Source organism: Pseudidiomarina planktonica (assembly GCF_900177775.1).
Lineage (GTDB): Bacteria > Pseudomonadota > Gammaproteobacteria > Enterobacterales > Alteromonadaceae > Pseudidiomarina > Pseudidiomarina planktonica.
This window is the reverse complement of the sequence record NZ_FXWH01000004.1, coordinates 20,956-42,743: the sequence shown is the minus strand read 5'-3', so window position 1 is coordinate 42,743 and position 21,788 is coordinate 20,956. Positions and strand designations below refer to the sequence as shown.

The 21,788-nt window shown below is 48.6% G+C and carries 27 protein-coding genes and 1 tRNA gene; 23 read left to right on the top strand and 5 right to left on the bottom strand.

The features are described from left to right. Nucleotides 1–37: 37 nt before the first annotated feature. On the bottom strand, nucleotides 38–508 hold the full coding sequence (locus CCE91_RS11875; protein WP_086435527.1) for a DNA polymerase III subunit chi: 471 nt from the start codon (nucleotides 506–508) through the stop codon (nucleotides 38–40). Nucleotides 509–512: 4 nt separating this feature from the next. Then, complete coding sequence (pepA, locus tag CCE91_RS11870) at nucleotides 513–2,018, bottom strand: leucyl aminopeptidase (protein WP_086435526.1); 1,506 nt, start codon at nucleotides 2,016–2,018, stop codon at nucleotides 513–515. A 273-nt stretch (nucleotides 2,019–2,291) separates the two neighbouring features. Here pepA and lptF point away from each other — a divergent pair, with 273 nt between their 5' ends. Beyond that, a complete protein-coding gene (gene lptF / locus CCE91_RS11865; RefSeq protein WP_086435525.1) occupies nucleotides 2,292–3,398 on the top strand; it encodes an LPS export ABC transporter permease LptF in 1,107 nt (368 codons plus the stop codon). Continuing rightward, a complete protein-coding gene (gene lptG, locus CCE91_RS11860; protein ID WP_086435524.1) occupies nucleotides 3,398–4,468 on the top strand; it encodes an LPS export ABC transporter permease LptG in 1,071 nt (356 codons plus the stop codon). The genes lptF and lptG overlap by 1 nt, the downstream gene beginning before the upstream one ends. A gap of 1 nt (nucleotide 4,469) precedes the next feature. On the opposite strand, the gene CCE91_RS11855 is transcribed toward lptG, so the two are convergent. Continuing rightward, on the bottom strand, nucleotides 4,470–4,976 hold the full coding sequence (locus CCE91_RS11855) for an RDD family protein (protein ID WP_086435523.1): 507 nt from the start codon (nucleotides 4,974–4,976) through the stop codon (nucleotides 4,470–4,472). A gap of 193 nt (nucleotides 4,977–5,169) precedes the next feature. Between CCE91_RS11855 and CCE91_RS11850 the strand changes: the two genes are divergently transcribed. From CCE91_RS11850 to dnaB, 12 genes are all read left to right on the top strand, one after another. Then, a tRNA-Leu gene (locus CCE91_RS11850) sits at nucleotides 5,170–5,256 on the top strand. A 232-nt stretch (nucleotides 5,257–5,488) separates the two neighbouring features. After that, nucleotides 5,489–7,867, top strand: a complete 2,379-nt coding sequence (rnr, locus tag CCE91_RS11845) for a ribonuclease R (RefSeq protein WP_086435522.1) — start codon at nucleotides 5,489–5,491, stop codon at nucleotides 7,865–7,867. Further along, nucleotides 7,864–8,616, top strand: coding sequence for a 23S rRNA (guanosine(2251)-2'-O)-methyltransferase RlmB (gene rlmB / locus CCE91_RS11840; protein ID WP_086435521.1), 753 nt, complete (start codon nucleotides 7,864–7,866; stop codon nucleotides 8,614–8,616). Before rnr ends, rlmB begins: the two co-directional genes overlap by 4 nt. Continuing rightward, the gene (locus tag CCE91_RS11835; protein WP_086435520.1) at nucleotides 8,609–9,046 is read left to right on the top strand and encodes a hypothetical protein; all 438 of its coding nucleotides are present in this window, start codon (nucleotides 8,609–8,611) and stop codon (nucleotides 9,044–9,046) included. Before rlmB ends, CCE91_RS11835 begins: the two co-directional genes overlap by 8 nt. Before the next feature lie 151 nt (nucleotides 9,047–9,197). After that, nucleotides 9,198–9,569: a 30S ribosomal protein S6 gene (gene rpsF, locus CCE91_RS11830; protein WP_086435519.1), complete on the top strand. Its 372-nt coding sequence runs from the start codon at nucleotides 9,198–9,200 to the stop codon at nucleotides 9,567–9,569. A gap of 39 nt (nucleotides 9,570–9,608) precedes the next feature. Next, a complete protein-coding gene (gene priB, locus CCE91_RS11825) occupies nucleotides 9,609–9,920 on the top strand; it encodes a primosomal replication protein N (protein ID WP_086435518.1) in 312 nt (103 codons plus the stop codon). A 10-nt stretch (nucleotides 9,921–9,930) separates the two neighbouring features. Beyond that, nucleotides 9,931–10,158, top strand: coding sequence for a 30S ribosomal protein S18 (rpsR, locus tag CCE91_RS11820; protein ID WP_006956988.1), 228 nt, complete (start codon nucleotides 9,931–9,933; stop codon nucleotides 10,156–10,158). 43 nt (nucleotides 10,159–10,201) lie between these two features. Beyond that, on the top strand, nucleotides 10,202–10,654 hold the full coding sequence (rplI, locus tag CCE91_RS11815) for a 50S ribosomal protein L9 (protein WP_086435517.1): 453 nt from the start codon (nucleotides 10,202–10,204) through the stop codon (nucleotides 10,652–10,654). 150 nt (nucleotides 10,655–10,804) lie between these two features. Next, nucleotides 10,805–11,365 carry an RNA polymerase sigma factor gene (locus CCE91_RS11810; protein ID WP_234996338.1) on the top strand — a complete coding sequence of 187 codons (561 nt, stop codon included), beginning with the start codon at nucleotides 10,805–10,807 and terminating at the stop codon, nucleotides 11,363–11,365. Further along, a complete protein-coding gene (locus CCE91_RS11805) occupies nucleotides 11,358–11,870 on the top strand; it encodes a hypothetical protein (RefSeq protein ID WP_086435516.1) in 513 nt (170 codons plus the stop codon). The genes CCE91_RS11810 and CCE91_RS11805 overlap by 8 nt, the downstream gene beginning before the upstream one ends. A gap of 15 nt (nucleotides 11,871–11,885) precedes the next feature. Next, nucleotides 11,886–12,845: a DUF4097 family beta strand repeat-containing protein gene (locus CCE91_RS11800; RefSeq protein ID WP_157984169.1), complete on the top strand. Its 960-nt coding sequence runs from the start codon at nucleotides 11,886–11,888 to the stop codon at nucleotides 12,843–12,845. 129 nt (nucleotides 12,846–12,974) lie between these two features. After that, on the top strand, nucleotides 12,975–14,393 hold the full coding sequence (gene dnaB, locus CCE91_RS11795) for a replicative DNA helicase (protein ID WP_086435514.1): 1,419 nt from the start codon (nucleotides 12,975–12,977) through the stop codon (nucleotides 14,391–14,393). A gap of 19 nt (nucleotides 14,394–14,412) precedes the next feature. On the opposite strand, the gene CCE91_RS11790 is transcribed toward dnaB, so the two are convergent. After that, nucleotides 14,413–14,883, bottom strand: a complete 471-nt coding sequence (locus tag CCE91_RS11790) for a chemotaxis protein CheX (RefSeq protein WP_086435513.1) — start codon at nucleotides 14,881–14,883, stop codon at nucleotides 14,413–14,415. 119 nt (nucleotides 14,884–15,002) lie between these two features. Then, a complete protein-coding gene (gene zur, locus CCE91_RS11785) occupies nucleotides 15,003–15,446 on the bottom strand; it encodes a zinc uptake transcriptional repressor Zur (RefSeq protein ID WP_086435512.1) in 444 nt (147 codons plus the stop codon). Between the two features lie 115 nt (nucleotides 15,447–15,561). On the opposite strand from zur, the gene dusA reads away from it, so the two are divergent. The 9 genes from dusA (at nucleotide 15,562) to rpsS (ending at nucleotide 21,788) form a co-directional block, all read left to right on the top strand. Then, entirely contained in the window at nucleotides 15,562–16,626 is a 1,065-nt protein-coding gene (gene dusA, locus CCE91_RS11780; protein ID WP_086435511.1) for a tRNA dihydrouridine(20/20a) synthase DusA, read from the top strand. Between the two features lie 191 nt (nucleotides 16,627–16,817). After that, complete coding sequence (locus CCE91_RS11775) at nucleotides 16,818–17,084, top strand: hypothetical protein (RefSeq protein WP_086435510.1); 267 nt, start codon at nucleotides 16,818–16,820, stop codon at nucleotides 17,082–17,084. A 234-nt stretch (nucleotides 17,085–17,318) separates the two neighbouring features. Then, nucleotides 17,319–18,491, top strand: coding sequence for a dipeptidase (locus tag CCE91_RS11770; protein WP_234996339.1), 1,173 nt, complete (start codon nucleotides 17,319–17,321; stop codon nucleotides 18,489–18,491). 251 nt (nucleotides 18,492–18,742) lie between these two features. After that, entirely contained in the window at nucleotides 18,743–19,054 is a 312-nt protein-coding gene (gene rpsJ / locus CCE91_RS11765; RefSeq protein ID WP_008488677.1) for a 30S ribosomal protein S10, read from the top strand. Between the two features lie 38 nt (nucleotides 19,055–19,092). Further along, nucleotides 19,093–19,731, top strand: a complete 639-nt coding sequence (gene rplC / locus CCE91_RS11760; RefSeq protein WP_086435508.1) for a 50S ribosomal protein L3 — start codon at nucleotides 19,093–19,095, stop codon at nucleotides 19,729–19,731. An 18-nt stretch (nucleotides 19,732–19,749) separates the two neighbouring features. Then, a complete protein-coding gene (gene rplD / locus CCE91_RS11755) occupies nucleotides 19,750–20,355 on the top strand; it encodes a 50S ribosomal protein L4 (protein WP_086435507.1) in 606 nt (201 codons plus the stop codon). Then, nucleotides 20,352–20,654, top strand: a complete 303-nt coding sequence (gene rplW / locus CCE91_RS11750; protein ID WP_086435506.1) for a 50S ribosomal protein L23 — start codon at nucleotides 20,352–20,354, stop codon at nucleotides 20,652–20,654. Before rplD ends, rplW begins: the two co-directional genes overlap by 4 nt. Before the next feature lie 14 nt (nucleotides 20,655–20,668). Next, nucleotides 20,669–21,493, top strand: a complete 825-nt coding sequence (gene rplB / locus CCE91_RS11745) for a 50S ribosomal protein L2 (RefSeq protein ID WP_086435505.1) — start codon at nucleotides 20,669–20,671, stop codon at nucleotides 21,491–21,493. A gap of 16 nt (nucleotides 21,494–21,509) precedes the next feature. Further along, the gene (gene rpsS, locus CCE91_RS11740; RefSeq protein ID WP_086435504.1) at nucleotides 21,510–21,788 is read left to right on the top strand and encodes a 30S ribosomal protein S19; all 279 of its coding nucleotides are present in this window, start codon (nucleotides 21,510–21,512) and stop codon (nucleotides 21,786–21,788) included.

Sequence of the window (21,788 nt, the reverse complement as noted above, 5' to 3'; positions counted from 1 at the left end):
AGCAACCTTCAAAGTATGTGAAAAGTTTAAAGTCGGGTTAGTCAGCCTGGGGCTGGTTCGCATTGGCCTGTAAGCTTGCAGGCGTTGTTGTTAGCTGGAATCCCATTTGCCGGTAGGCCTTGTAGCGCTCACGGGCTGTTTGTTTGTCCGCTTCAGTAACAGGTACCCGGTCAATAATATGCCGGGCGCCTTGTAACTGGTTCGGAACCTCGGTGCTTAGCACCAAATGTGCGGCTACCCGGCGCGGCTTTATAGCATCAGCACTGGCCCAGCAAATCTCAACTGGCGCTCCACCTGGTGGGCCTTCACCCAATAGATTATGAGGAACAAAAGCATCGGCCGGGTGTTGCCATAGTTTTTCATCCAGCGCTAAGGCTTGCTGTTTGTCTTCACACCACACCCGCACCGAACGATGCTGGCGCCAGGCCTCGGCCACACGTTCACAGTAAAACGTCAGCCATTGTTCGGGCGGTAGTGAGTCAAGCAAATAGAAAGTGCCGTTAGCCATTCTTTTATTCGCTTGGTGCGTTATCAGCGCGATTAATCAAAAACTGCGTCAGCATAGGTACCGGTCGTCCGGTTGACCCTTTCTTCTTGCCACCACGCCAGGCGGTACCGGCAATATCCAGATGCGCCCAGTTATATTTGCGGGTAAAGCGCGACAGGAAACAAGCGGCAGTAATAGTTCCGGCTTCGCGTCCGCCTAAGTTACTCATATCCGCAAACGGGCTATCGAGCTGATCCTGATATTCGTCCCAAAGTGGCAAACGCCAGGCTCTGTCACCGCTTTGCTCGGAAGCATTAAGTAGTTCATGGGCTAGTGGATTATGCGAACTTAACAGGCCACTGGCATGCGCACCCAAAGCGATAACGCAGGCGCCGGTAAGGGTGGCGATATCAACCACCAGCTCCGGGTTATAGCGCTCGACGTAAGTGAGGGTGTCACATAACACTAAGCGGCCTTCAGCGTCGGTGTTCAGCACTTCAACGGTTTGCCCACTCATGGTGGTTAACACGTCGCCAGGGCGATAGGCTTTGCCGTCTGGCATGTTTTCGCAACCGGCAATAGCACCCACTACGTTAATCGGCAACTGCAACTCGGCTAGTGCCTGCATAACGCCAAGTACTGAGGCGGCGCCACCCATGTCGTATTTCATTTCGTCCATGGCTGCCGCTGGCTTAATAGATATACCACCGCTGTCGAAGGTTAGGCCTTTACCCACCAGCACCAGTGGTGCCTGATCAGGTTTGCCACCTTGATATTCAAGCAAGCTAAGCACGGGTTCATTTTCTGAACCACGGCCTACCGCAAGATAAGCGTTCATACCAAGCTCGGCCATTTCGGCTGGTTCAACCGTACGCAGCGTCACGTTGCCGTAGTTGTCGGCTAGTAGCTGACTTTGCTCAGCCAGATAGCGTGGCGTGCAGATGTTTGGCGGCATATTGGCCACATCGCGACACACTGTCATACCTTTAGAGATAGCTAACGCATGTTGAATGGCGCGTTCGCCCACAGGTAGCTCACGGCGGGTTGGTACGTTGAATACCAACTTACGTAGTGGTCGGCGTGGCTCTTCTTTGCGGGTTTTTAAGTGATTAAAGGTATACAAGCCAGCTTGGGCGGCTTCTACCGCCTGACGAACTTTCCAGTAAGTATCACGGCTTTTAACGTGCAATTCACTCAGAAAACAAACGGCTTCCATTGAGCCGGTTTCGTTTAGCGTGTTAATTGTTTTTTCTATAATTTGCTTATACTGGCGTTCATCCAGCTCACGCTCTTTGCCGCAACCGACCAATAGCACGCGCTCACTAAGAATGTTTGGTACGTGATGTAATAGCAATACCTGACCGGCCTTGCCTTCCAAATCACCACGCCGTAACAGGTTGCTTAAATAACCGTCACTTACTTTATCCAGTTGTTCGGCTACACCGGACAGGCGTCGCGGTTCAAACACACCAACCACAATGCAGGCTGAGCGTTGTTTTTCCGGGCTACCGCTTTTTACACTGAATTCCATGATGGCTCCTGTTTACTATGCTTGTTGCTGATGATTGTGGTAGCTAATAGGTAAAGATACCTTGCTAATCACCAAGCTGAGCGACTATCGTAACAAATAACGACCTTGGACACCGCTACCAACTAATGTTGATTTTAGCGGTTTATCTGTCGTTAGTAGGGCTTGGCAAAGTTGACACACTGCCATACCCATAGAATAATTCTTGTTAAAACGACAAGTTTACTTAAAACTTGCCGTATTTCCAGTAAAAAGCAACGTTAAGCGTGGTTATCAGTGCTCATATTCCGTTATTTAACGCGAGAAACATTCAAATCACAAATCGCCGTTTTAGCGGTGCTGATGACTATCTTTGTTAGCCAAAAGTTTGTTCGGGTGCTGGCTGACGCCTCAGATGGCGATATTCCCAGTCAAGTTGTCATTCAACTGCTCTCACTGAATCTTCCTGCGCTAGCAGCACTTATCCTCCCGCTAAGTCTGTTTTTAGGTATTTTGCTGGCGCATGGCCGCATTTATGCAGACAGCGAAATGACGGTGCTGCATGCCTGTGGTGTGAGCGAATGGTACGTTACTCGCGTGACGCTTATTCTGGCTACCGTATTAGCTTTAGTTACGGCGTCGTTTACCTTGTGGTTGGTACCCTGGTCGTTAGAGCAAGAGCAGAAGGTGGAAGACCGCGCGCGTTCTGAAACTGGCCTGAGTGTGATTATGCCCGGGCGATTCCAGCAAGCTAGCAACCGCAAGGCGGTTATTTTTGTGCAGGGGCTAGATGCGAACGGTGATCTTGATGAAGTTTTTGTGGCGCAAACGTTCCGCGGCGAAAATGGCGAAGACTTGGGTGGCAGTGTGGTTATGGCTGACACCGGACGCGTCTTAGTGGAAGCCTCAGGCTCACAAATGCTGGTGCTGGAGGGTGGCAACCGGTATGCCGGCGGCGCTCCATCGGGAGAATATCAGGTCATGAGTTTTGATCGTTACCAATTGCAGATCCGTGAGCAAGAGGCATCAGAACAGCTACGTAAGTTAGAAGCCTACTCCAGCCTGGAATTAATGGCCGACGACAGTATTGAAGCACAAGCCGAATTGCAGTGGCGTATTGCTATACCACTAGCCATGCCGCTACTCACCCTAATTGCGGTTCCACTGAGTCGGGTTAACCCGCGCCAGGGTAAGTTTGGTCGCATGGCGCCGGCTTTGCTGATTTATCTGGGGTATTTCTTACTGTTGATGGCGGCACGCTCCGCTATTAATGACGGCGTTATTCCAACCTCCATTGGCTTGTGGTGGATACACGTATGTTTACTGATTTTTGGTGTCATTCTCATTGGTAAGGGGCGCCCGGCAGGCTTGCGTCTATTGGCCCGAATGCGGGGGGCGCGCTAATGTTTTCTATTCTTGACCAGTACATTGGCAAAACCGTATTAAAAACCTCGCTACTGAGTTTGGCGGTGCTAACCGGACTGTCTTGTCTGATTCGCTTTGTCGAGCAGTTAAAATCAGTGGGTGAGGGCAGCTATTCGATTGTTAATGCGGGCGTGTTTGTGTTGTACAGCTTACCCCGTGATCTGGAAGTTTTCTTTCCCATGGCAGCCTTATTGGGCGGTCTTATTGGTGTTGGCATGTTGGCCAGTAATTCTGAATTAGTGGTCATGATGGCGGCCGGACGTTCGCGTCTGAACATCGTTAGCTCAGTTATGAAATCAGCTGTGATCATGATGGTCGCTGTTATGGCGATTGGCGAATGGGTAGCGCCGGCCATGGAAAGTCAGGGGCGGGAATTGCGTGCCCGGGCCATTTCCGGTGGCAGCCTGATTTCATCCCAACGTGGAGTATGGGCGAAAGATGGCTATCACTTCGTTAACATTGCGGAAGTTGAAGACACCGGCAATATTAGCGGTTTGGTGATCTATCGGTTTGATGAGAACCGCCAGTTGAACTCTATTGTGCAGGGCCAGAGGGCAGTGTTTACCGGCAATAGTTGGCGCTTGCGAGATGTCACTATTACGGAATTACTAGCCGAGCGCATTGAAACCGAGAACATTAACAGCTGGACCTGGGAATCGTCGCTAACCCCCGATAAATTAGGGGTGGTTACGGTAAAACCTGAGTCGTTGTCGGTTCGTGGGCTATTAGACTATCTGGATTATTTAAGCGCGAACAATCAAGCGGCCGAGCGTTACGAGCTGGCCTTATGGCGTAAGTTATTAGCTCCGGTAACTGTGGCTGTTATGTTGTTAGTGGCGTTGTCGTTTATCTTCGGGCCACTGCGCTCTACCACCATGGGTGCGCGCATTCTGCTTGGGGTTATCACCGGGTTTGGATTTCATGTGAGTAATGAAATCTTTGGGCCGCTGGCGCAGGTTTATGCGCTACCACCGGTAATGGGCGCCTTGCTGCCAAGCGTGCTGTTTGCAAGCTTAGCAGTATGGATGATGCGACGGCGCGGCGGTTAGGTTATAAATCTTTCCAGTAATAAAGTTGGTTTGCTTCTTTGGAAAGTGTAACCAACTCGGTTTTGGCTGCGTAGTCATGCCAGGCTCGTCGATTTTTAAAATCTACTAACACCCACAAATTGCCCAGTCCGAACAGACAAGTAAGTACGCGAATAGCCGCTTGTTTTGCGCTCATGCGAGAGCCGTCGCGATTTTGTACTTTCAAGCGCCAGGCGCGCATGCCTATGGTTTGCCCACTGCGCCACCAGAACCAACCAAAAAACAGCCCCAGTACAACTAGTATGTAGAGCGAATAGAACGGCGAATTATTGAGCCAGCCTGCGTGATCCTGACCTTCGGCTAAGGTAAGCATGCCAGTGGCCGTGAGCAGCGCCGCAAAAGCCAAGGCCAATGCCGACGACAGCATAATAATAGCGGCCGCAACCAGTACGTCGTAAATCCAGGCGGCAAAGCGGCGAAGAAAGCTGGCGCTGGGAAAGCCAGCGTGCAAGGCATGAGTGGTGTTCATAAGGGGTTCCGTAAGTCAAAATCTGCGCCGAAGAGTGTAGCATGACCTGCCCGGATTCAAAATCTGCGGTCGTTTACCAGCAAAGAGCTCTTGGCTGAACAGCTTTTAAGCAGTTGAGCCGGCGGCACTCATAATTTACTTGATCGAAGTTAAGCCATGCGTATAATGCGTCGCACTAAGCTATTCCCAACTTGCCGAAGTGGCGGAATTGGTAGACGCAGCGGATTCAAAATCCGCCGCTGGTAACAGCGTGGGGGTTCAAGTCCCCCCTTCGGCACCATTTATTTGTATCCCCAGCTATAAAAACCTTCTTAAATTGGTTTCCCTGCCGGTAATTAATCTAATATTCATTAATCATATTTAGAGTTCTGACCTGAGTCGTATATACTGACCCAGAAGCAAGTTGCTGTTTTCAAAGGTTTCCAAAAAACGTGAAGAAACCGTCAGCATGACAAACTCAAAAAATTCATACCAAAAATATACAGCGCCACAACAGAGCTGTTCGAGGAACTATGGTAAATACCACAGACAAACAAAGTGACAACAATCAGCCCGAGTACGAAGTCGAAATTCCGTCTCGCGAAGCTATGCTCGAAGCCGTAACTGAGCAATTAAAGCCAATGTCCTTTGACGACCTGGTGAACAAATTCAATTTAACCGATGAACGCCAACATATTGGCATGAAGCGGCGCCTGCGCGCGATGGAGCGCGACGGCCAACTTATTTACACCAAAGCAAATGCCTATGGCTTGCCAGATAGAATGGAACTGCTGAAAGGGCGCATCATTGGTCATAAAGACGGTTTCGGTTTTTGTACGCTAGATGAAGGTGGCAGCGACGTATTCATTCCGCATCACCAAATGTACTCGGTACTGCATGGCGACCGCGTGCTGGTAAAAGAGCACGGCACCGACAGCCGTGGTCGTCGTGAAGGGCGAATTGTGCGGGTAATTGAACCGCGTGATGCTGAAATTGTTGGACGTTATTTCGTCGAACATGATTTAGGTATTGTAGTACCTGACGACGGCCGTATTTGTCAGGATATTCTAATACCTGAAGGCGCAAAAAATGGCGCTCGCCACGGCCAAATCGTGGTGGTGAAAATTACTCGTCGGCCAAGCCGCCGTACCAGCCCAATCGGTGAAGTTGCTGACGTTCTTGGTGACCACATGGCACCGGGTATGGAAATAGAAGTTGCGATTCGCGAACACGATATTCCTACCGAATGGCCGTCAGATGTATTAAAAGAGCTTGAGCAGATTAGCGATACCGTGCCTGCTGAAGCTTATGAAGACCGACAAGATTTACGCGAGCTTCCGCTCATCACCATTGATGGCGAAGATTCGCGAGACTTTGATGATGCAGTTTGTGTTGAGCCTGATGGCGACGGCTGGCGCTTATGGGTTGCCATTGCCGATGTTAGTTATTACGTACGCACCAACACGGCACTGGATAAAGAAGCACTGAAACGCGGTAACTCGGTTTATTTCCCGAATTTTGTGGTACCGATGCTGCCGGAGAAACTATCCAACGGTTTGTGTTCGTTGAATCCTGACGTTGACCGCTTGTGTATGGTTGCGGAAATGCGCATTGATAGCCGTGGTAAGTTGAAGGCATCAACCTTTTATCCCGCTGTGATGAAATCGCATGCACGCTTAACCTACTCGAAAGTGGCCTCTATGCTAGAGGGCAATGCTGAGCTGCGCCGCGAGTATGACCATGTAGTGGGTTCGGTAGAGCGCCTGCATGAGTTGTTTAAGGTGCTGAAAGCTGCCCGTCAACGCCGCTCGGCCATTGAATTTGAAACGCTGGAAACTCGTTTTATCTTCAATGCGCAGCGTAAAATTGAACGTATTGAGCCGGTGCATCGCAATGTGGCTCACACCATTATTGAAGAGTGCATGATCATGGCCAACGTGGCCACGGCTCTGTTCATTGAAAAGAATGAAGAAGCTGGCGCGCTGTTCCGTATTCACGAAACTCCGAAAGAAGAAAAGCTCACTAATTTCCGCGCCTTCTTAGGCGAACTTGGTTTAACTATGAGCGGTGGCGATGAGCCAACGCCGAAAGACTATGCCAAAGTATTGGCAGACGTTGCTGAGCGTCCGGATCACGAGCTGATTCAAACTATGCTGCTGCGTTCCATGCAGCAAGCGGTTTATAGTCCGGATAACGTGGGGCATTTTGGTCTGGCATTGGATTCTTACTCCCACTTTACGTCGCCAATTCGACGTTACCCTGATTTGATTTTGCATCGTGCTATTAAAGCACTACTGAAAAAGCAAAACGGTCCTTCGGCTGGCTTAAATGGTAGCTGGATGTACCCGGATGACCAACTTGAGAGTCTGGGTGTGCACTGTTCCATGACCGAACGCCGTGCTGATGACGCTACGCGTCAGGTCGATGAGTGGTTGAAGTGCGAATATATGCAGGATCATGTTGGTGCAGAGTTTGGCGGTGTTATTGCCTCAGTAACCAGCTTTGGTTTGTTTATTCGCCTGGACGACATGCAAATTGATGGTCTGGTGCATATCACCAATCTGGATAACGATTACTACCATTTTGACGATAAGCGTCACCTGTTGATTGGCGAAAACTCACGTCAGGTGTATCGCCTTGGCGATAAAGTGCAGGTAAAAGTACGCTCAGTAAATCTGGACGACCGGAAAATTGATTTGGAATTGATTTCATCGGTAAGCCCAACTGGTGAAACGCGATTGCAGTCACCAGAAGAACAAGCCGAAGCTCGTGCAGAACGCGAGAAAAAAGGTAAGAAAGGCGGCCGTGGTCGCAGCCGCAGTCGCAATAATAAGGGTGGTGGGAATAAAGGTTCCGGCCCTAAATCAGGCAAGAAACCAAGTAAAAAACCAGCGAAAAAGACCAAAGAATGAGTAAAAAAATAACAGTGTTTGGCTTGCACTCGGTGCGAGCCCTGATTGAACAGCACCCGGAACGTTTGGTGGAACTCTTTGCAACCAAAGAGCGACAAGACCCGGCGTTGCAAAAGCTGATTAGTTCCGCCCAGAAAATGGGGGTACGCCCGCAGTTCGTGCCGAAGGCGAGTTTGGATAAACGTGCTGAAAGCGGCAATCACCAAGGCGTGGTCGTTACGGCTTTGGCGGCTCCGGCGCTAACGGAAAACGATTTAACCGAGTTATGCCAAAAGCAGGGCGATCGCGCGCTGTTTTTAGTGCTGGACGGCGTTACCGACCCGCATAACCTGGGCGCTTGCCTGCGTAGCGCTGATGCTGCTGGTGTTACTGCGGTTATTGTGCCGAAAGACAAATCCGCCACCATGAATCCAACTGTGCGCAAAGTAGCATCTGGTGCTGCTGAAACCGTGCCACTGGTACAGGTAACTAATCTTGCCCGGGCGTTACGACAGTTACAGGACGAGCAAGTGTGGTTAGTTGGCACCGCTGGTGAAGCAACGCACAACCTGTACGAAGTAGATTTCAAAGGTCCGCTGGCTATTGTGATGGGTGCGGAAGGCGACGGTATGCGCCGATTAACCCGCGAAACCTGTGACCAACTAGTTTCTATTCCGTTAGCCGGCAGCGTCAGTAGTTTAAATGTTTCGGTTGCCACTGGTGTGTGCTTGTACGAAGTAGTGCGCCAACGGCAGTTTGCCCGTGCCTAAGCTAAATCGTTGGCAACCGCTGGGGCTGGTAGCTCTGGTTGGGCTAGTGTTTCTGTTTGGTTGGTTGCCCAGTGGTATGCTTGATGACAGCCAGCGACAACAAAAACCGCAGCTGTATTTGAGTGTCACTGGTACTGAGAATAATGCCAGTTTAACGACCTTGGCCGAAGACATTAGCTCCAGGCTGGCGGCTCGTCACGAACTGGTATTAGTACCTCAGGCAAGTCCGTCGAGCTGGCGTTTGTTTCTTAGTATTAACCAACAGCAACGGATTGTTATTCAAGCCGAACTAACAGCTCCGATTCAAACGCGTGACGACCAACCCAGGGTAGCCCGCTTTGTTGTCGATGGAGCTGAAAATGCCGCGCCTAATTTGTCGGCGCAAGTGGTAGATATGACCCTGTCAGAAATAACCTCTGTAAACGAATAGCAGGCCTTGCTTGTAGTTTGCCCTGGTATACGCTAAAATCCCGCGGCTTAAATCAGTCTTATAGTATTTTCATTTTTTTAAAAAAGAGCGTTCCTTGCTTTTCGGCGGTGCGACTGATCCGTACAAAGGCTATGAACCATAAGGAGCAGTAATGCGTCATTATGAAATCGTATTTATGGTCCATCCGGACCAAAGCGAGCAAGTACCTGGCATGATCGAGCGTTATAGCGAAACGATCACGCAAGGTGGTGGCACGATTCACCGTCTGGAAGACTGGGGTCGTCGTCAACTGGCTTACCCAATCAATAAGTTGCATAAAGCACACTATGTTCTGTTGAACATTGAAGCTTCAGCTGAAGTTGTAGAAGAACTGGAAACAGCTTTCCGTTACAACGACGCGGTTCTGCGCAACATGATCATGCGTAAGAAAGAAGCTGTGTCTGAACCTTCTCCGCTGACAAAGCCGAAAGAAGAGCGTCGTGGCGATAGCCGTGATCAACAAGACGATAGTGAAGCTGCATAAGTCGGTTGGTAACACAACTGATTGTATGCACAACAACCCATGGATTTAAGTACCAACCAGTTCGTTATAGACGGTAACGTCTGCAAACCGGCAAAGGTTACGAAAAGTCCAGCTGGCATCAGCCATCTTCACTTTGCACTGGAACATATTTCAGAACAATTTGAAGCCACACTCCCGCGACGTAGTTATGTTCGCATACAGGTCGTGTTTAGTGGCGCTGAAGCAAGTGAATGGGTGACAAAGTTAACAGTGGGTAGTGCAGTTCAGGTTCGGGGATTTCTGAACCGTCAGGAAGACAACAATGGCCTGGCAAAATTAGTACTGCATGCTCAGCAACTGAAAATGATTTGAGGAGACCATCATGGCTCGTTTTTTCCGTCGCCGTAAGTTCTGCCGGTTTAAGGCAGAAGGCGTTAAAGAAATTGATTACAAAGATATCGCTACTCTGAAAAACTACATCACTGAGAGTGGCAAAATCGTTCCTAGCCGTATTACCGGTACTTCTGCGAAGTATCAACGGCAGTTGGCGCGTGCAATTAAACGTGCACGTTACTTGTCTTTGCTGCCTTACACTGATTCACATCAGTAAGCCCAGCTTTGCGAACGATCTCAGAGATTAGAGGTAGCGAACAATGGAAATTATTTTACTAGATAAAATCGCCAACTTAGGCGGCCTTGGTGACAAGGTTGCAGTAAAGTCTGGTTATGCACGTAACTTTTTGTTCCCGCAAGGTAAAGCAGTTCCTGCAACCGAAGCGAACGTAAAAGTATTTGAAGAGCGTCGTGCTGAATTAGAAGCAAAAATTGCTGAAGATTTAGCTGCTGCAGAAAAACGCGCTGAAACAGTGAATGCACTGGAACCAGTTGTGATTTCTTCTAAAGCTGGTGACGAAGGTAAACTCTTCGGTTCTATCGGTACTCGCGATATCGCTGATGCAGTGACTGCAGCTGGCGTTAAAGTGCAAAAGAGTGAAGTATTGTTACCTAACGGTACTTTGCGTGACGTTGGTGAATACGAAATCGAATTGCATTTGCATGCCGATGTATTCGCAACTGTTACTTTGAAAGTTGTACCTGCTGAGTAAGTTATTCGTAACTAAACTTGGTTAGAAATAAAAAAACCACGCTTATTGGCGTGGTTTTTTTTGTTTAATTTTCACTCCCGGTAAACCTTTCCTGATCATCTTCCTTCATACTAAGCACAACATCACTAGTTAAGATTACAAGGGGCTTCTGTGGTTGCACAGGTTATAGCTGCTCACGAGCGCTTTCTAGACGACGATAGTCCGTTGGTTGAGCGGGCGAAAGCAGGCGACATGCAGGCTTTTCAGCAACTGTTTCAACGCCACCAAAAACGTGTCTTTGGCTTGGTTTACCGGCTTTGTAACGACACCAGCTATGCCGAAGATTTAGCGCAGGAGGTGTTTGTGCAGGTGTGGCATAAACTGCAGAGCTTTCGCGGGGAGAGTAAGTTTAGTACCTGGCTGCACACGGTAGCCACGCGGGTTGCGATTGGTGAATTGCGTAAGCAGCAGCGCTGGTTTCGGCGGGTTCGACTGCAGTTCGCTGACGAAACTGTACCTGAGCAAAGCGTTGACGCGCCGGCTGATCTTGGTGAGTTGGATAAACATATTCAAAGGTTACCGGAAAAAACGCGCTGGGTGTTTGTGCTGCATGCACTGGAAGGATTGCGTCACGATGAAATTGCCGAACAGCTAAATATTGCGGTAGGCACCAGTAAAGCACAGTTTCATCGCGCCAGAGGTTTGTTAGAGGAGTGGTTAAGCAATGAGTAACCAACAACAGCTTGATGATTTAATTGCCGAGCATAATAGCGAGCTAACCCCACGACGCGACTTATGGCGTGGAGTGGAAGCGGCCATAGCGCATGCCGAGCAACGCAAAGCGGATAGCAAGCAAGTACCAGTGCACCGACAACCCGGGGCCTGGGCAATTGCGGCGGGTGTGGTGTTAGCCGTAACTATGATTACTACGAATATCTGGTCGCCGGTGAATACCGAGGTACCCGCCACGGCACAATTGGTAGACGTACTGAATACGCATCAACAGCAGCAGCGTGAGCAATTGTTGGTGAGTTATCAACAAAGCAGCTATGAGCCCTCTGCTACGGCTGAAGCTGAGCTTACGAAATTACGTGATGCGGGTGATGCGCTAAGCAAAGCGCTGCAGGAAGACCCGCAAAACCAGGCCTTACTAGAAATGTTACGCTGGGTGCATGAACAAGAACTCATGTTACTCCAGTCCGAATTGAAATCTGAAACTCGTTGGCAACAACTGTAAGTTATGAGGTGTAAAATGAAATTATTAACAGGCGTTTTATCGGTTTTGTTACTGGCATCAGTAACCTCAACCGTGTTTGCCCAAGGGCGAGCAGTGAATGAGCAACGTGACATTCCAGCTACCGCAAGCGTTAATATCGAGAATATGCGCGGTGACCTGAAGGTTATCGGAAGTGATAGAAGCACCGCCGAAGTTACCGGTACCCTGGATGAAAAAGCCGAAGGCTTTACCATGGAAATGCGTGGCAATACCTTATTTATTAAAGTTGAAATGCCACGGAACGTAGATTGGCGCGGTGAGCGCGATGAAGGTTCCAACCTGGTGGTACGCTTGCCCCAGTCAGTAGGCGTTAGTGTTTCCGGAGTCTCAACCGATGTTGAAATCACTAATATACATGGTGGTACTCAGGTAACCTCAGTTAGCGGCGATTTAACGGCACGTAACCTACAGGGAAATATTCGTTTAAATACCGTAAGTGGTGATGTGACATCACGTCAGTTAGCCGGTGATATTGCGGTAGAAACTGTCAGTGGTGATATTGATGACCGTGATGCCAGTGGTACGGCAATAAGTTATCAGTCGGTAAGTGGTGATGTACTTGCCATTACCAGTATCAAGACGGTAAATGCACAGACTGTATCTGGTGACATAGAGCTTGATTTAAAAACCATCGAATCGCTGACGTTAAAGAATGTCAGTGGTGATGCGAATGTCGGCTTGCAGTTGCAACCAAACTCCCGTTTGGAGGCTACCAGTGTAAGTGGCGACTTACGGTTAACTTTTGCGGGTGACCTGGATGCTCAGTTTGAGCTGGCCGCTAATGCCGGCGGTGATATTATTAACCGCATTACCGACCGCCGAGCTGAAAAGGCTAAATATGGACCTGCACGCTCGTTAGATTTTCGGGTTGGTGAAGGCAGCAGCACAGTGAAGATGAACACTGTGAGTGGCGACATTGAAGTGCGTAAAAACTAAGCCAACACCTAAACAAAAGTCATTGTAAAGCTATTTAAAAAGCGGATCTGCTCTAGATCCGCTTCCCTCTTTCTCCCGCATTTTGTATAGTTCCTGATTGGTATATTACGCAGAAAAATTGAGACAGGCATGGCCGCATACGGAACCAAAGGTAACCGTAAAGACAATTCGTTCAGCTCCGACGCAAAACTGGATGCAATTAAAACCCCTCCGCACTCGATAGAAGCAGAGCAGTCCGTGCTGGGCGGCTTAATGCTGGATAACGATGCCTGGGATAACGTTGCCGGCAAGGTTATTGAGGATGACTTCTATCATCGCGCGCATCGAAAGATATTTGCTGCTATGCAATATCTTGCGGAGCGATCACAACCTATCGATTTAGTCACCGTATCTGAAGCCTTAGAGGCTACTGGCGAGCTTAATGATGTGGGTGGCTTTGCCTACATTGGCGAAATTGCGAAGAACACGCCTAGTGCCGCCAATATCAATGCTTATGCGCAAATTGTGCGGGAACGCGCGGTGGTTCGCGAAATGATCTCGGTAGCAAACGAAATCTCCGAGTCAGGGTTCGACACCCAAAATCGTAGTAGCGCCGAGTTGCTCGATATTGCCGAGAGCAAAGTTTTTAAAATTGCCGAAAAGCGTATTACCGGTAGTGAAGGGCCACAGCGTATTGGGTCGGTGTTGGAAAAGACCATTGCTCGTATTGAAGAAATGAGCAAAATCAAGAACCACAACGGCGTTACCGGTGTGTCCAGCGGCTTCCACGACTTGGATCGCATGACGGCGGGTTTACAGCCGTCCGACTTGATTATTGTAGCGGCACGGCCGTCTATGGGTAAAACCACCTTTGCCATGAACCTGGCTGAGCATGTGGCACTGAATGAAGATAAGCCAGTATTAGTATTTAGTTTGGAGATGCCTGCTGAACAGCTGATGATGCGTATGCTGGCCTCACTAAGCCGGGTGGATCAAACCAAAATACGTACCGGGCGACTTGCCGATGACGACTGGGCTCGCATAGCCTCGGTTATGAATATGCTGGACGAGAAAGGCAATATGTTTATTGATGACTCTTCCGGCCTTACACCTACCGAAGTGCGTTCACGGGCGCGGCGGGTAGCGCGTGAGTTTGGTGGTTTGTCCATGATCATGGTGGATTATTTGCAGCTTATGACAGTGCCGGGTATGAGTGAAAACCGAACGCTGGAAATTGCTGAAATTTCACGGTCATTGAAATCTCTGGCGAAAGAACTAAAAGTGCCGGTAGTTGCTTTGTCGCAGCTAAACCGTTCACTGGAACAGCGTGCTGACAAAAAACCAATCAACTCGGATTTACGTGAGTCAGGTTCAATTGAGCAGGATGCCGACGTCATCATGTTTATTTACCGTGATGAAGTGTATCACCCGGATTCTAGTCAGAAAGGTTTGGCAGAAGTTATTATTGGTAAGCAGCGGAACGGGCCTATTGGCTCGCTGGAATTAAAGTTCCATGGTCAGTTGTCGCGTTTTGACAACTTCGTTCGTGCCAGTGATGATGATTACTAAGTAAGAGGGAAGATCGCGCTTAAACAGCGCGATCGAAACAAATTTCAATGTAAGCTTTGCCGGCAATATGAGTGAACGGCATAATAAGCTTAGGCCCTTCAGAACGATGTGAAATGGTATGGTTTTTACCGGACACTACAATTGGTGTGGCCATTTCAAAATCGTAGCCTTTCTCACCAAGTTCGCGTTTTGCGCCGCCGGTAACCATATTCGTTATTTCACCAACCATATCGCAAACTTCAGCATCTAACTTGTCAGGTTTCTCGCCCAGCATCTTGTGCATAATTTCGCAGGCCAGATTTTCTTCAAAGGAAATTGAGAAGGAGCCTTTCAGTTGTGGGCCAACCATGCCGATTACGCCAGAAACGTCACCGCGAGCCATCTCGTCTTTTTTCATAGCCGCTTTACCAGCTTTAAGCTCGAGATTAGCCATAGTGCCGAGAACATTTTTGAGAGCATTTAAAAATGGATTTACGAACTCTGCATTCATATCAAGAAACCTTGCTTCCATGGTTAGCCTATCGTTGCTGTAGACAGTTTAACATGCATTCTAATTACTCGCCTTTCGGTATGACGGCGAACCCTATGGTTTAACTTTTAACCAGCCACTTAGATGTGACAATCACGACATCGTCCATGTGCTTCTATGGTCTGTGTGGAGACCAGAAAACCTTGTTCCTCGGCTTGTTTATAAAGTTCTTCATAAACCCCGTCAGATTGGATTTCCTGAACCGACCCACAGTTCTCGCAAATTAACATTTGCACTGGATGCTGGTGGCCGAAGTGACTACACAACACATAACTGTTGGACGAAGTGATTTTGTGCACGAACCCTTGTTCTTGCAAAAAATCCAATGCCCGGTAAATAGTCGGGGGTTTGGCATTTGGTACTGCCGTTTTCAACTTATCGAGTAAGTCGTATGCGCCAATAGCATTTGCTTCTGCCGCCAGAATTTCGAACACCTCACGGCGCGCGGGTGTCAGACGGACACCGCGTTGTTCACAGAGCTTTTCGGCTTTGGTAACAAGCCGCTTCGATTCATTTTTAAGCATTATTGAAGTTTACCACGGCAAATCATAATCGCATAGACTGAAGCTGCCAGTGATCGTAGACTATGCAGTTGTACAGAGCTTCGGCTTTTTAAGATCCCGCAAACTGGTTGTTATCATGTCCCAATTAAGTTCCGAACCATCGTCTACCACAGCACCGACAAAACCCGCATCTGATAATTTTGTATTATCAGTGGCACCAATGCTGGACTGGACCGATAGGCATTGCCGCTACTTTCATCGGCAGTTAAGTCAGCATACTGTGCTATACACCGAAATGGTGACTACCGGCGCGTTGATTTACGGTAAAGGCGACTTTTTGGCATTCCATCCACATGAGCAGCCGCTGGTGTTACAGCTAGGTGGTAGTGATGCCGAAGCTTTGGCTAAAAGTGCCGTATTGGCCCAGCAGCGCGGTTATCAGGAAGTGAATATTAATGTTGGTTGCCCGTCGGACCGGGTTCAAAACGGTAGTTTTGGTGCCTGCTTAATGGCAGAGCCGGAGCTGGTGGCGGCTGGCGTGAAAGCAATTAGGGCGGCAACGGGCCTGCGCGTGAGTGTAAAGACGCGGCTTGGTATTGACGATCACGATAGCGATGAGTTTTTAGATACCTTTATTGATACGGTTGCAGATGCTGGTTGTGAACACTTTACCCTGCATGCCAGAAAAGCCTGGTTAAAGGGCTTAAGCCCCAAACAAAATCGTGAAATTCCACCATTGCAATACGAGCGTGTTTACCGCGCCAAGCAACGCCGCCCCGAATTACATATTACGCTTAATGGCGGCGTAAAAACTATGGCCGAAGTGGCGCAACATCAGCCTTTTGTTGATGGCGTGATGATTGGCCGGGAAGCCTACCAAAATCCCTGGCTATTGACCGAGTTTGATAATTTTATGCAGCAGCCAAATCGCAGCATTGAGCGTGCTCAGGTGATTGAAACTATGGTGGCATACACCACTGCTCATGTTGCTGCCGGCGGCCGTTGTTGGCACGTAGCGCGGCACATGCTTGGTTTGTTTCAGGGCTTGCCCGGTGCCAAGCGTTGGCGCCAGTATTTAAGTCAGAACGGACCTCAGGCTAGCAGCCCTGAAGCTTTGCTTTGGGGGGCGTTTGAGGCGGTGCAGGAAGCCATGTTAAAAGCTGACGAAAAAATAGCGGAATTTGCTAAAAACAGTGGTTAAAAACACTATCGCAACATCTCGCTAAACTTAGCCTGCCATTGTTGGTGAGTATAAAAGTTATTTTAAAACAATAACTTAAATTCACTTTGCGGCATTGGCACAACCTTTGTATTAACTCCTTCGACTAAAACGGCATGACAGTCATCAATTCGATACTGCATGAACCTCAACCCAAGCGAAGGAGATTTACCATGAAAGCCATTACCACTACTGCAGCAGCCCTGATATTGATGAGCTTTACTGCAACCAGCAACGCCAACGAAGTTGTTACTAAGCAATCTATTCTGAGTGACATTGCTACTGCCATTACCGTACAAGTAGCAGCTGTAACTGCTGACAGCGTAACCAGCGCAAAAAACGCATTACAAGAAACTATTGTGCAATGGTATCAGCCTACTGAAGAAGCTCAGTTAGCTACTACTGTAGTAACCAAGCGCACCCCTGGTGTAAGCGAGTAATTAACATCAGGGTGGAAGCATGACTTCATTTATCATACTGACAGTGTTAGCTATATTAGCACCGGTGGTAGGAACCGTAGTCGCCGGTGCTGTAGTAACCTTTACTTCACTTAAGAGTCATTTTTAGCGCACTGGTAAGGGCGTGACCTGCGCTAGACTACTGTGCTAATCTGCTGCTTCCTCAGCATGCTAATGAAGGAAGTAACAGTGAAGAAAAGTATTTTAGTTGGCCTGATGGGTGCATTCTTTGCAACCACGGCAGCAACCGCAGCGGAACCAATAGAAGCCTCTGCTAAAGCACAAGAACTGGCACAAAAGTATTTAGTTGTTGATACCCACATTGACGTTCCCTACCGATTAAACAATAAATGGGAAGACGTTACCCGGGCTACCGCGAATGGTGATTTCGATTATCCGCGCGCCAAAGAAGGCGGGTTGAACGTTCCTTTTATGTCTATTTATATTCCAGCGGCGCTGGAACGTACCGGCGGCAGTTATCAACTGGCTCATCAGCTTATTGATAGCATGGAAGCACTGGCGACTCGTGCGCCACACAAATTCGCCATGGCATACTCAGTTGACCAAGCATTGCAACAGCAAGAGCGTGGCGTTATTTCGCTGGCCCTGGGTATGGAAAATGGCTCGCCTATTGAAGGTAAGCTGGAAAATCTCTACGAATTCTACAACCGCGGTATTCGCTACATTACGTTAGCGCATTCTGAATCTAATCATATCTCTGATTCTTCATACGACATTCGTCGGCAGTGGAACGGCCTCAGTGACTTTGGTAAAACTCTGGTAAAAGAAATGAACAAAGTCGGCGTGATGGTTGATGTTTCTCACATCTCCGATGACGCGTTTTTCCAGGTTATGGAAATCAGTGAAGCGCCGGCATTAGCCTCGCATTCGTCACTACGTCGTTACACGCCGGGTTTTGAGCGCAACATGAGCGATGAAATGATCAAAGCGCTGGCCGAAAACGAAGGCGTTATCATGATTAACTTCGGTTCTTCGTTTGTAACCGAGCGTGCCAATCAGTTTGGTGACATGCTGCGTAAGCGTATTGCAGCCGTTAATGAAGAGTTGGGCGAGGGCACTGACGCAGCCGAAGCTAAGATTGCGGAAATTCGTGCTTCCAACCCTTATCCTTTTGCTGATTTGAATACCGTACTTGATCATATTGATCATGTGGTTGAGCTGGTTGGTATTGATTACGTTGGTATTGGCTCAGACTACGACGGTGTGGGTGACTCCTTACCAATTGGTTTGAAAGACGTGTCTAGCTATCCGAATCTGGTGCAAGGTTTATTGGACCGTGGTTACTCTGACACTGATATCGAAAAAATCCTCGGTCAGAACCTGATCCGGGTGTGGCGTGCGAACGAAGCTTATGCGGCAAAACATTAATTCAGTCGCATGAATCTATAGCTTATTCGGCGTTGACATGTGGCCGCGAAGGAGTATAATTCGCGGCCACGATTCGTTCTAAAGTGGCTCTTTTTAAAAGCTCCTAAAGAAGTGGATCGGTTTACCACAGCAGCCCCGATAGGGGGTTGAATGGATTTTCGTTGAAAATACCTCGCCCGGTATGTGCCAGGGTGCAGGTTTTTTTCTGTGCTCTTTTTTAAATGCTCTTTATTTTGAGGCTTTGATTTTATATGGCTAATCAAAGAATTCGGATTCGTCTGAAAGCGTTCGATCACCGTCTGATTGACCAGTCGACTGCAGAAATTGTTGAAACTGCAAAGCGCACTGGTGCTCAGGTACGTGGTCCAATCCCACTACCGACGCGGAAAGAACGTTTCACCGTGTTGATTTCTCCACACGTGAACAAAGATGCGCGTGACCAGTACGAGATCCGTACCCACAAGCGTCTGATTGACATCATGGACCCAACTGATAAGACCGTAGACGCGTTAATGCGTTTAGATCTTGCTGCTGGTGTTGATGTTCAAATCAGCCTGGGTTAAGCGGGCAGTAATAGGATTACACACGAGAGGTTTTAACAATGGCTATTGGTCTAGTCGGTCGTAAAGTAGGAATGACGCGTGTCTTCCAGGAAGACGGCGCTTCTGTACCTGTTACTGTGATTGAAGTGACTGCAAACCGTATTACTCAGATTAAATCTGAAGAAACGGACGGTTACCGCGCATTACAAGTAACAACTGGTGAAAAGAAAGCGCATCGCGTCACCAAGCCACTTGCTGGTCACTATGCGAAAGCTGGTGTAGAAGCAGGTCGCGGTCTCTGGGAATTCCGCCTGGAGAACGGTGAAGGTGAAGATTATACAGTAGGCTCTGAGCTGACTGTTGAGGTGTTTGCGGACACCAAGAAAGTAGATGTTACGGGTACTTCGAAAGGTAAAGGTTTCGCAGGTACAGTTAAGCGCTGGAATTTCGCCATGCAAGACGCAACCCATGGTAACTCGTTGTCGCATCGTGCGCCGGGTTCTATCGGTCAGAACCAGTCACCTGGTCGCGTATTCAAAGGCAAGAAAATGGCGGGTCAAATGGGTAACAAACGTATTACCGTGCAAACTCTAGAAGTTGTACGTGTCGATGCGGAACGTGGCCTGTTATTGGTCCGTGGCGCTGTCCCTGGTGCAACTGGCGGTGATGTAATCATCAAGCCGGCTGTCAAGGCGTAACGTCTGAGGAGAATGGTGATGGAATTAACATTTAAAGACGCAAAAGGCGCTCTTGAGGTTTCCGAAGCTACCTTTGGACGTGAGTTCAACGAAGCTCTGGTACATCAGGTTGTTGTTGCCTTTGCAGCTGGTTCCCGTCAGGGCAGCCGTGCGCAAAAGACGCGTTCTGAAGTACAAGGCGGTGGTAAGAAGCCTTGGCGTCAAAAGGGAACTGGTCGTGCCCGTGCTGGTACGATTCGTAGCCCAATCTGGCGTTCTGGTGGTGTGACTTTTGCAGCTAAGCCGCAGGATCACAGCCAGAAAGTAAACAAAAAAATGTATCGTGGTGCTATCAAAAGCATCCTGTCTGAATTGATTCGTCAGGAGCGTTTGATTGTTGTAGAAAGCTTTGGTGTTGATTCACCTAAGACTAAGCAACTGGCTGCGAAACTGAAAGAATATGACTTAAGCGATGTATTGATCATCACGAAAGAAGTAGACGAGAACTTGTTCTTAGCTTCGCGCAATTTGTACAAAGTTGATGTACGTGACGTTCAAGGCGTTGACCCAGTTAGCCTGATCGCTTTTGAGAAAGTGTTGATGACTGCTGATGCGGTTAAGCAGCTTGAGGAGGTATTATCATGATGCGCGAAGAACGTTTGCTACAAGTGATTTTAGCACCTCACGTTTCTGAAAAATCAACCATGACTGCTGAATCTTACAATACCTTGGTATTCAAAGTAGCAGTTGATGCGAAGAAATCAGAAATCAAAGCTGCAGTTGAAAAACTGTTTGAAGTTGAAGTTGAAGGTGTTCGCACCGTCAATGTCAAAGGCAAAACCAAACGGACAGGCTCTCGCTTCGGTAAGCGTAGTGACTGGAAGAAAGCGTATGTCAGCCTGAAAGAAGGTGCGGACATCGACTTCGTCGGCGGCGCTGAATAACAGGAGGAATTAGAATGGCTATTGTTAAGTGTAAGCCTACGTCTCCGGGTCGCCGCCACGTTGTTAAAGTGGTTGGTCAGGACCTGTACAAAGGTAAACCTTACGCGCCGTTGCTGGAGAAAAACAGCAAGAACGGTGGTCGTAACAATAACGGTCGTATTACAGTTCGTCATATCGGCGGTGGTCACAAGCATCACTACCGTTTGGTTGACTTTAAACGCGACAAAGATGGTATCCCTGCAAAAGTTGAGCGTCTGGAATATGATCCAAACCGTTCAGCAAACATTGCTTTGGTACTGTATGCAGATGGTGAACGCCGCTACATCTTGGCACCTAAAGGCTTAAAAGCTGGTGACAAAGTGCAGTCGGGTGCTGATGCGCCAATTAAACCAGGTAACACCTTACCGTTACGCAACATCCCAGTGGGTTCTGTTGTTCACGCGGTAGAGTTGAAGCCAGGTAAAGGTGCGCAAATGGCTCGTTCAGCCGGTGCTTATGTACAAATTCTTGCCCGCGACGGCGCGTATGTAACCCTGCGTTTACGCTCAGGTGAAGTACGTAAAGTCCAGTCAGAAGGTCGTGCAACCATCGGTGAAGTTGGCAATGCAGAACACATGCTGCGTCAATTGGGTAAAGCAGGTGCTACGCGTTGGCGTGGTGTTCGTCCTACCGTTCGCGGTGTGGCGATGAACCCTGTAGATCACCCACACGGTGGTGGTGAAGGCCGTACCTCTGGTGGTCGTCATCCGGTTACTCCTTGGGGTACACCAACTAAGGGTTACAAAACCCGTAAAAACAAGCGTACTGATAAGTTCATCGTACGTCGTCGCAACAAATAAGAGTTGAGGATTTAACATGCCACGTTCTCTTAAAAAAGGTCCGTTTATCGACCTTCACCTATTGAATAAGGTGGAGAAAGCGTTGGAAGCCGGGGAAAAGAAGCCAATTAAGACTTGGTCCCGTCGTTCAATGATTATCCCAGATATGATCGGCTTAACTATCGCTGTTCATAATGGCCGCCAGCACGTACCAGTTTTCGTTTCTGACGAAATGATTGGTCACAAGCTAGGTGAATTTGCACCAACCCGCACTTATCGTGGCCACGCCGCTGATAAGAAAGCGAAGAAACGGTAA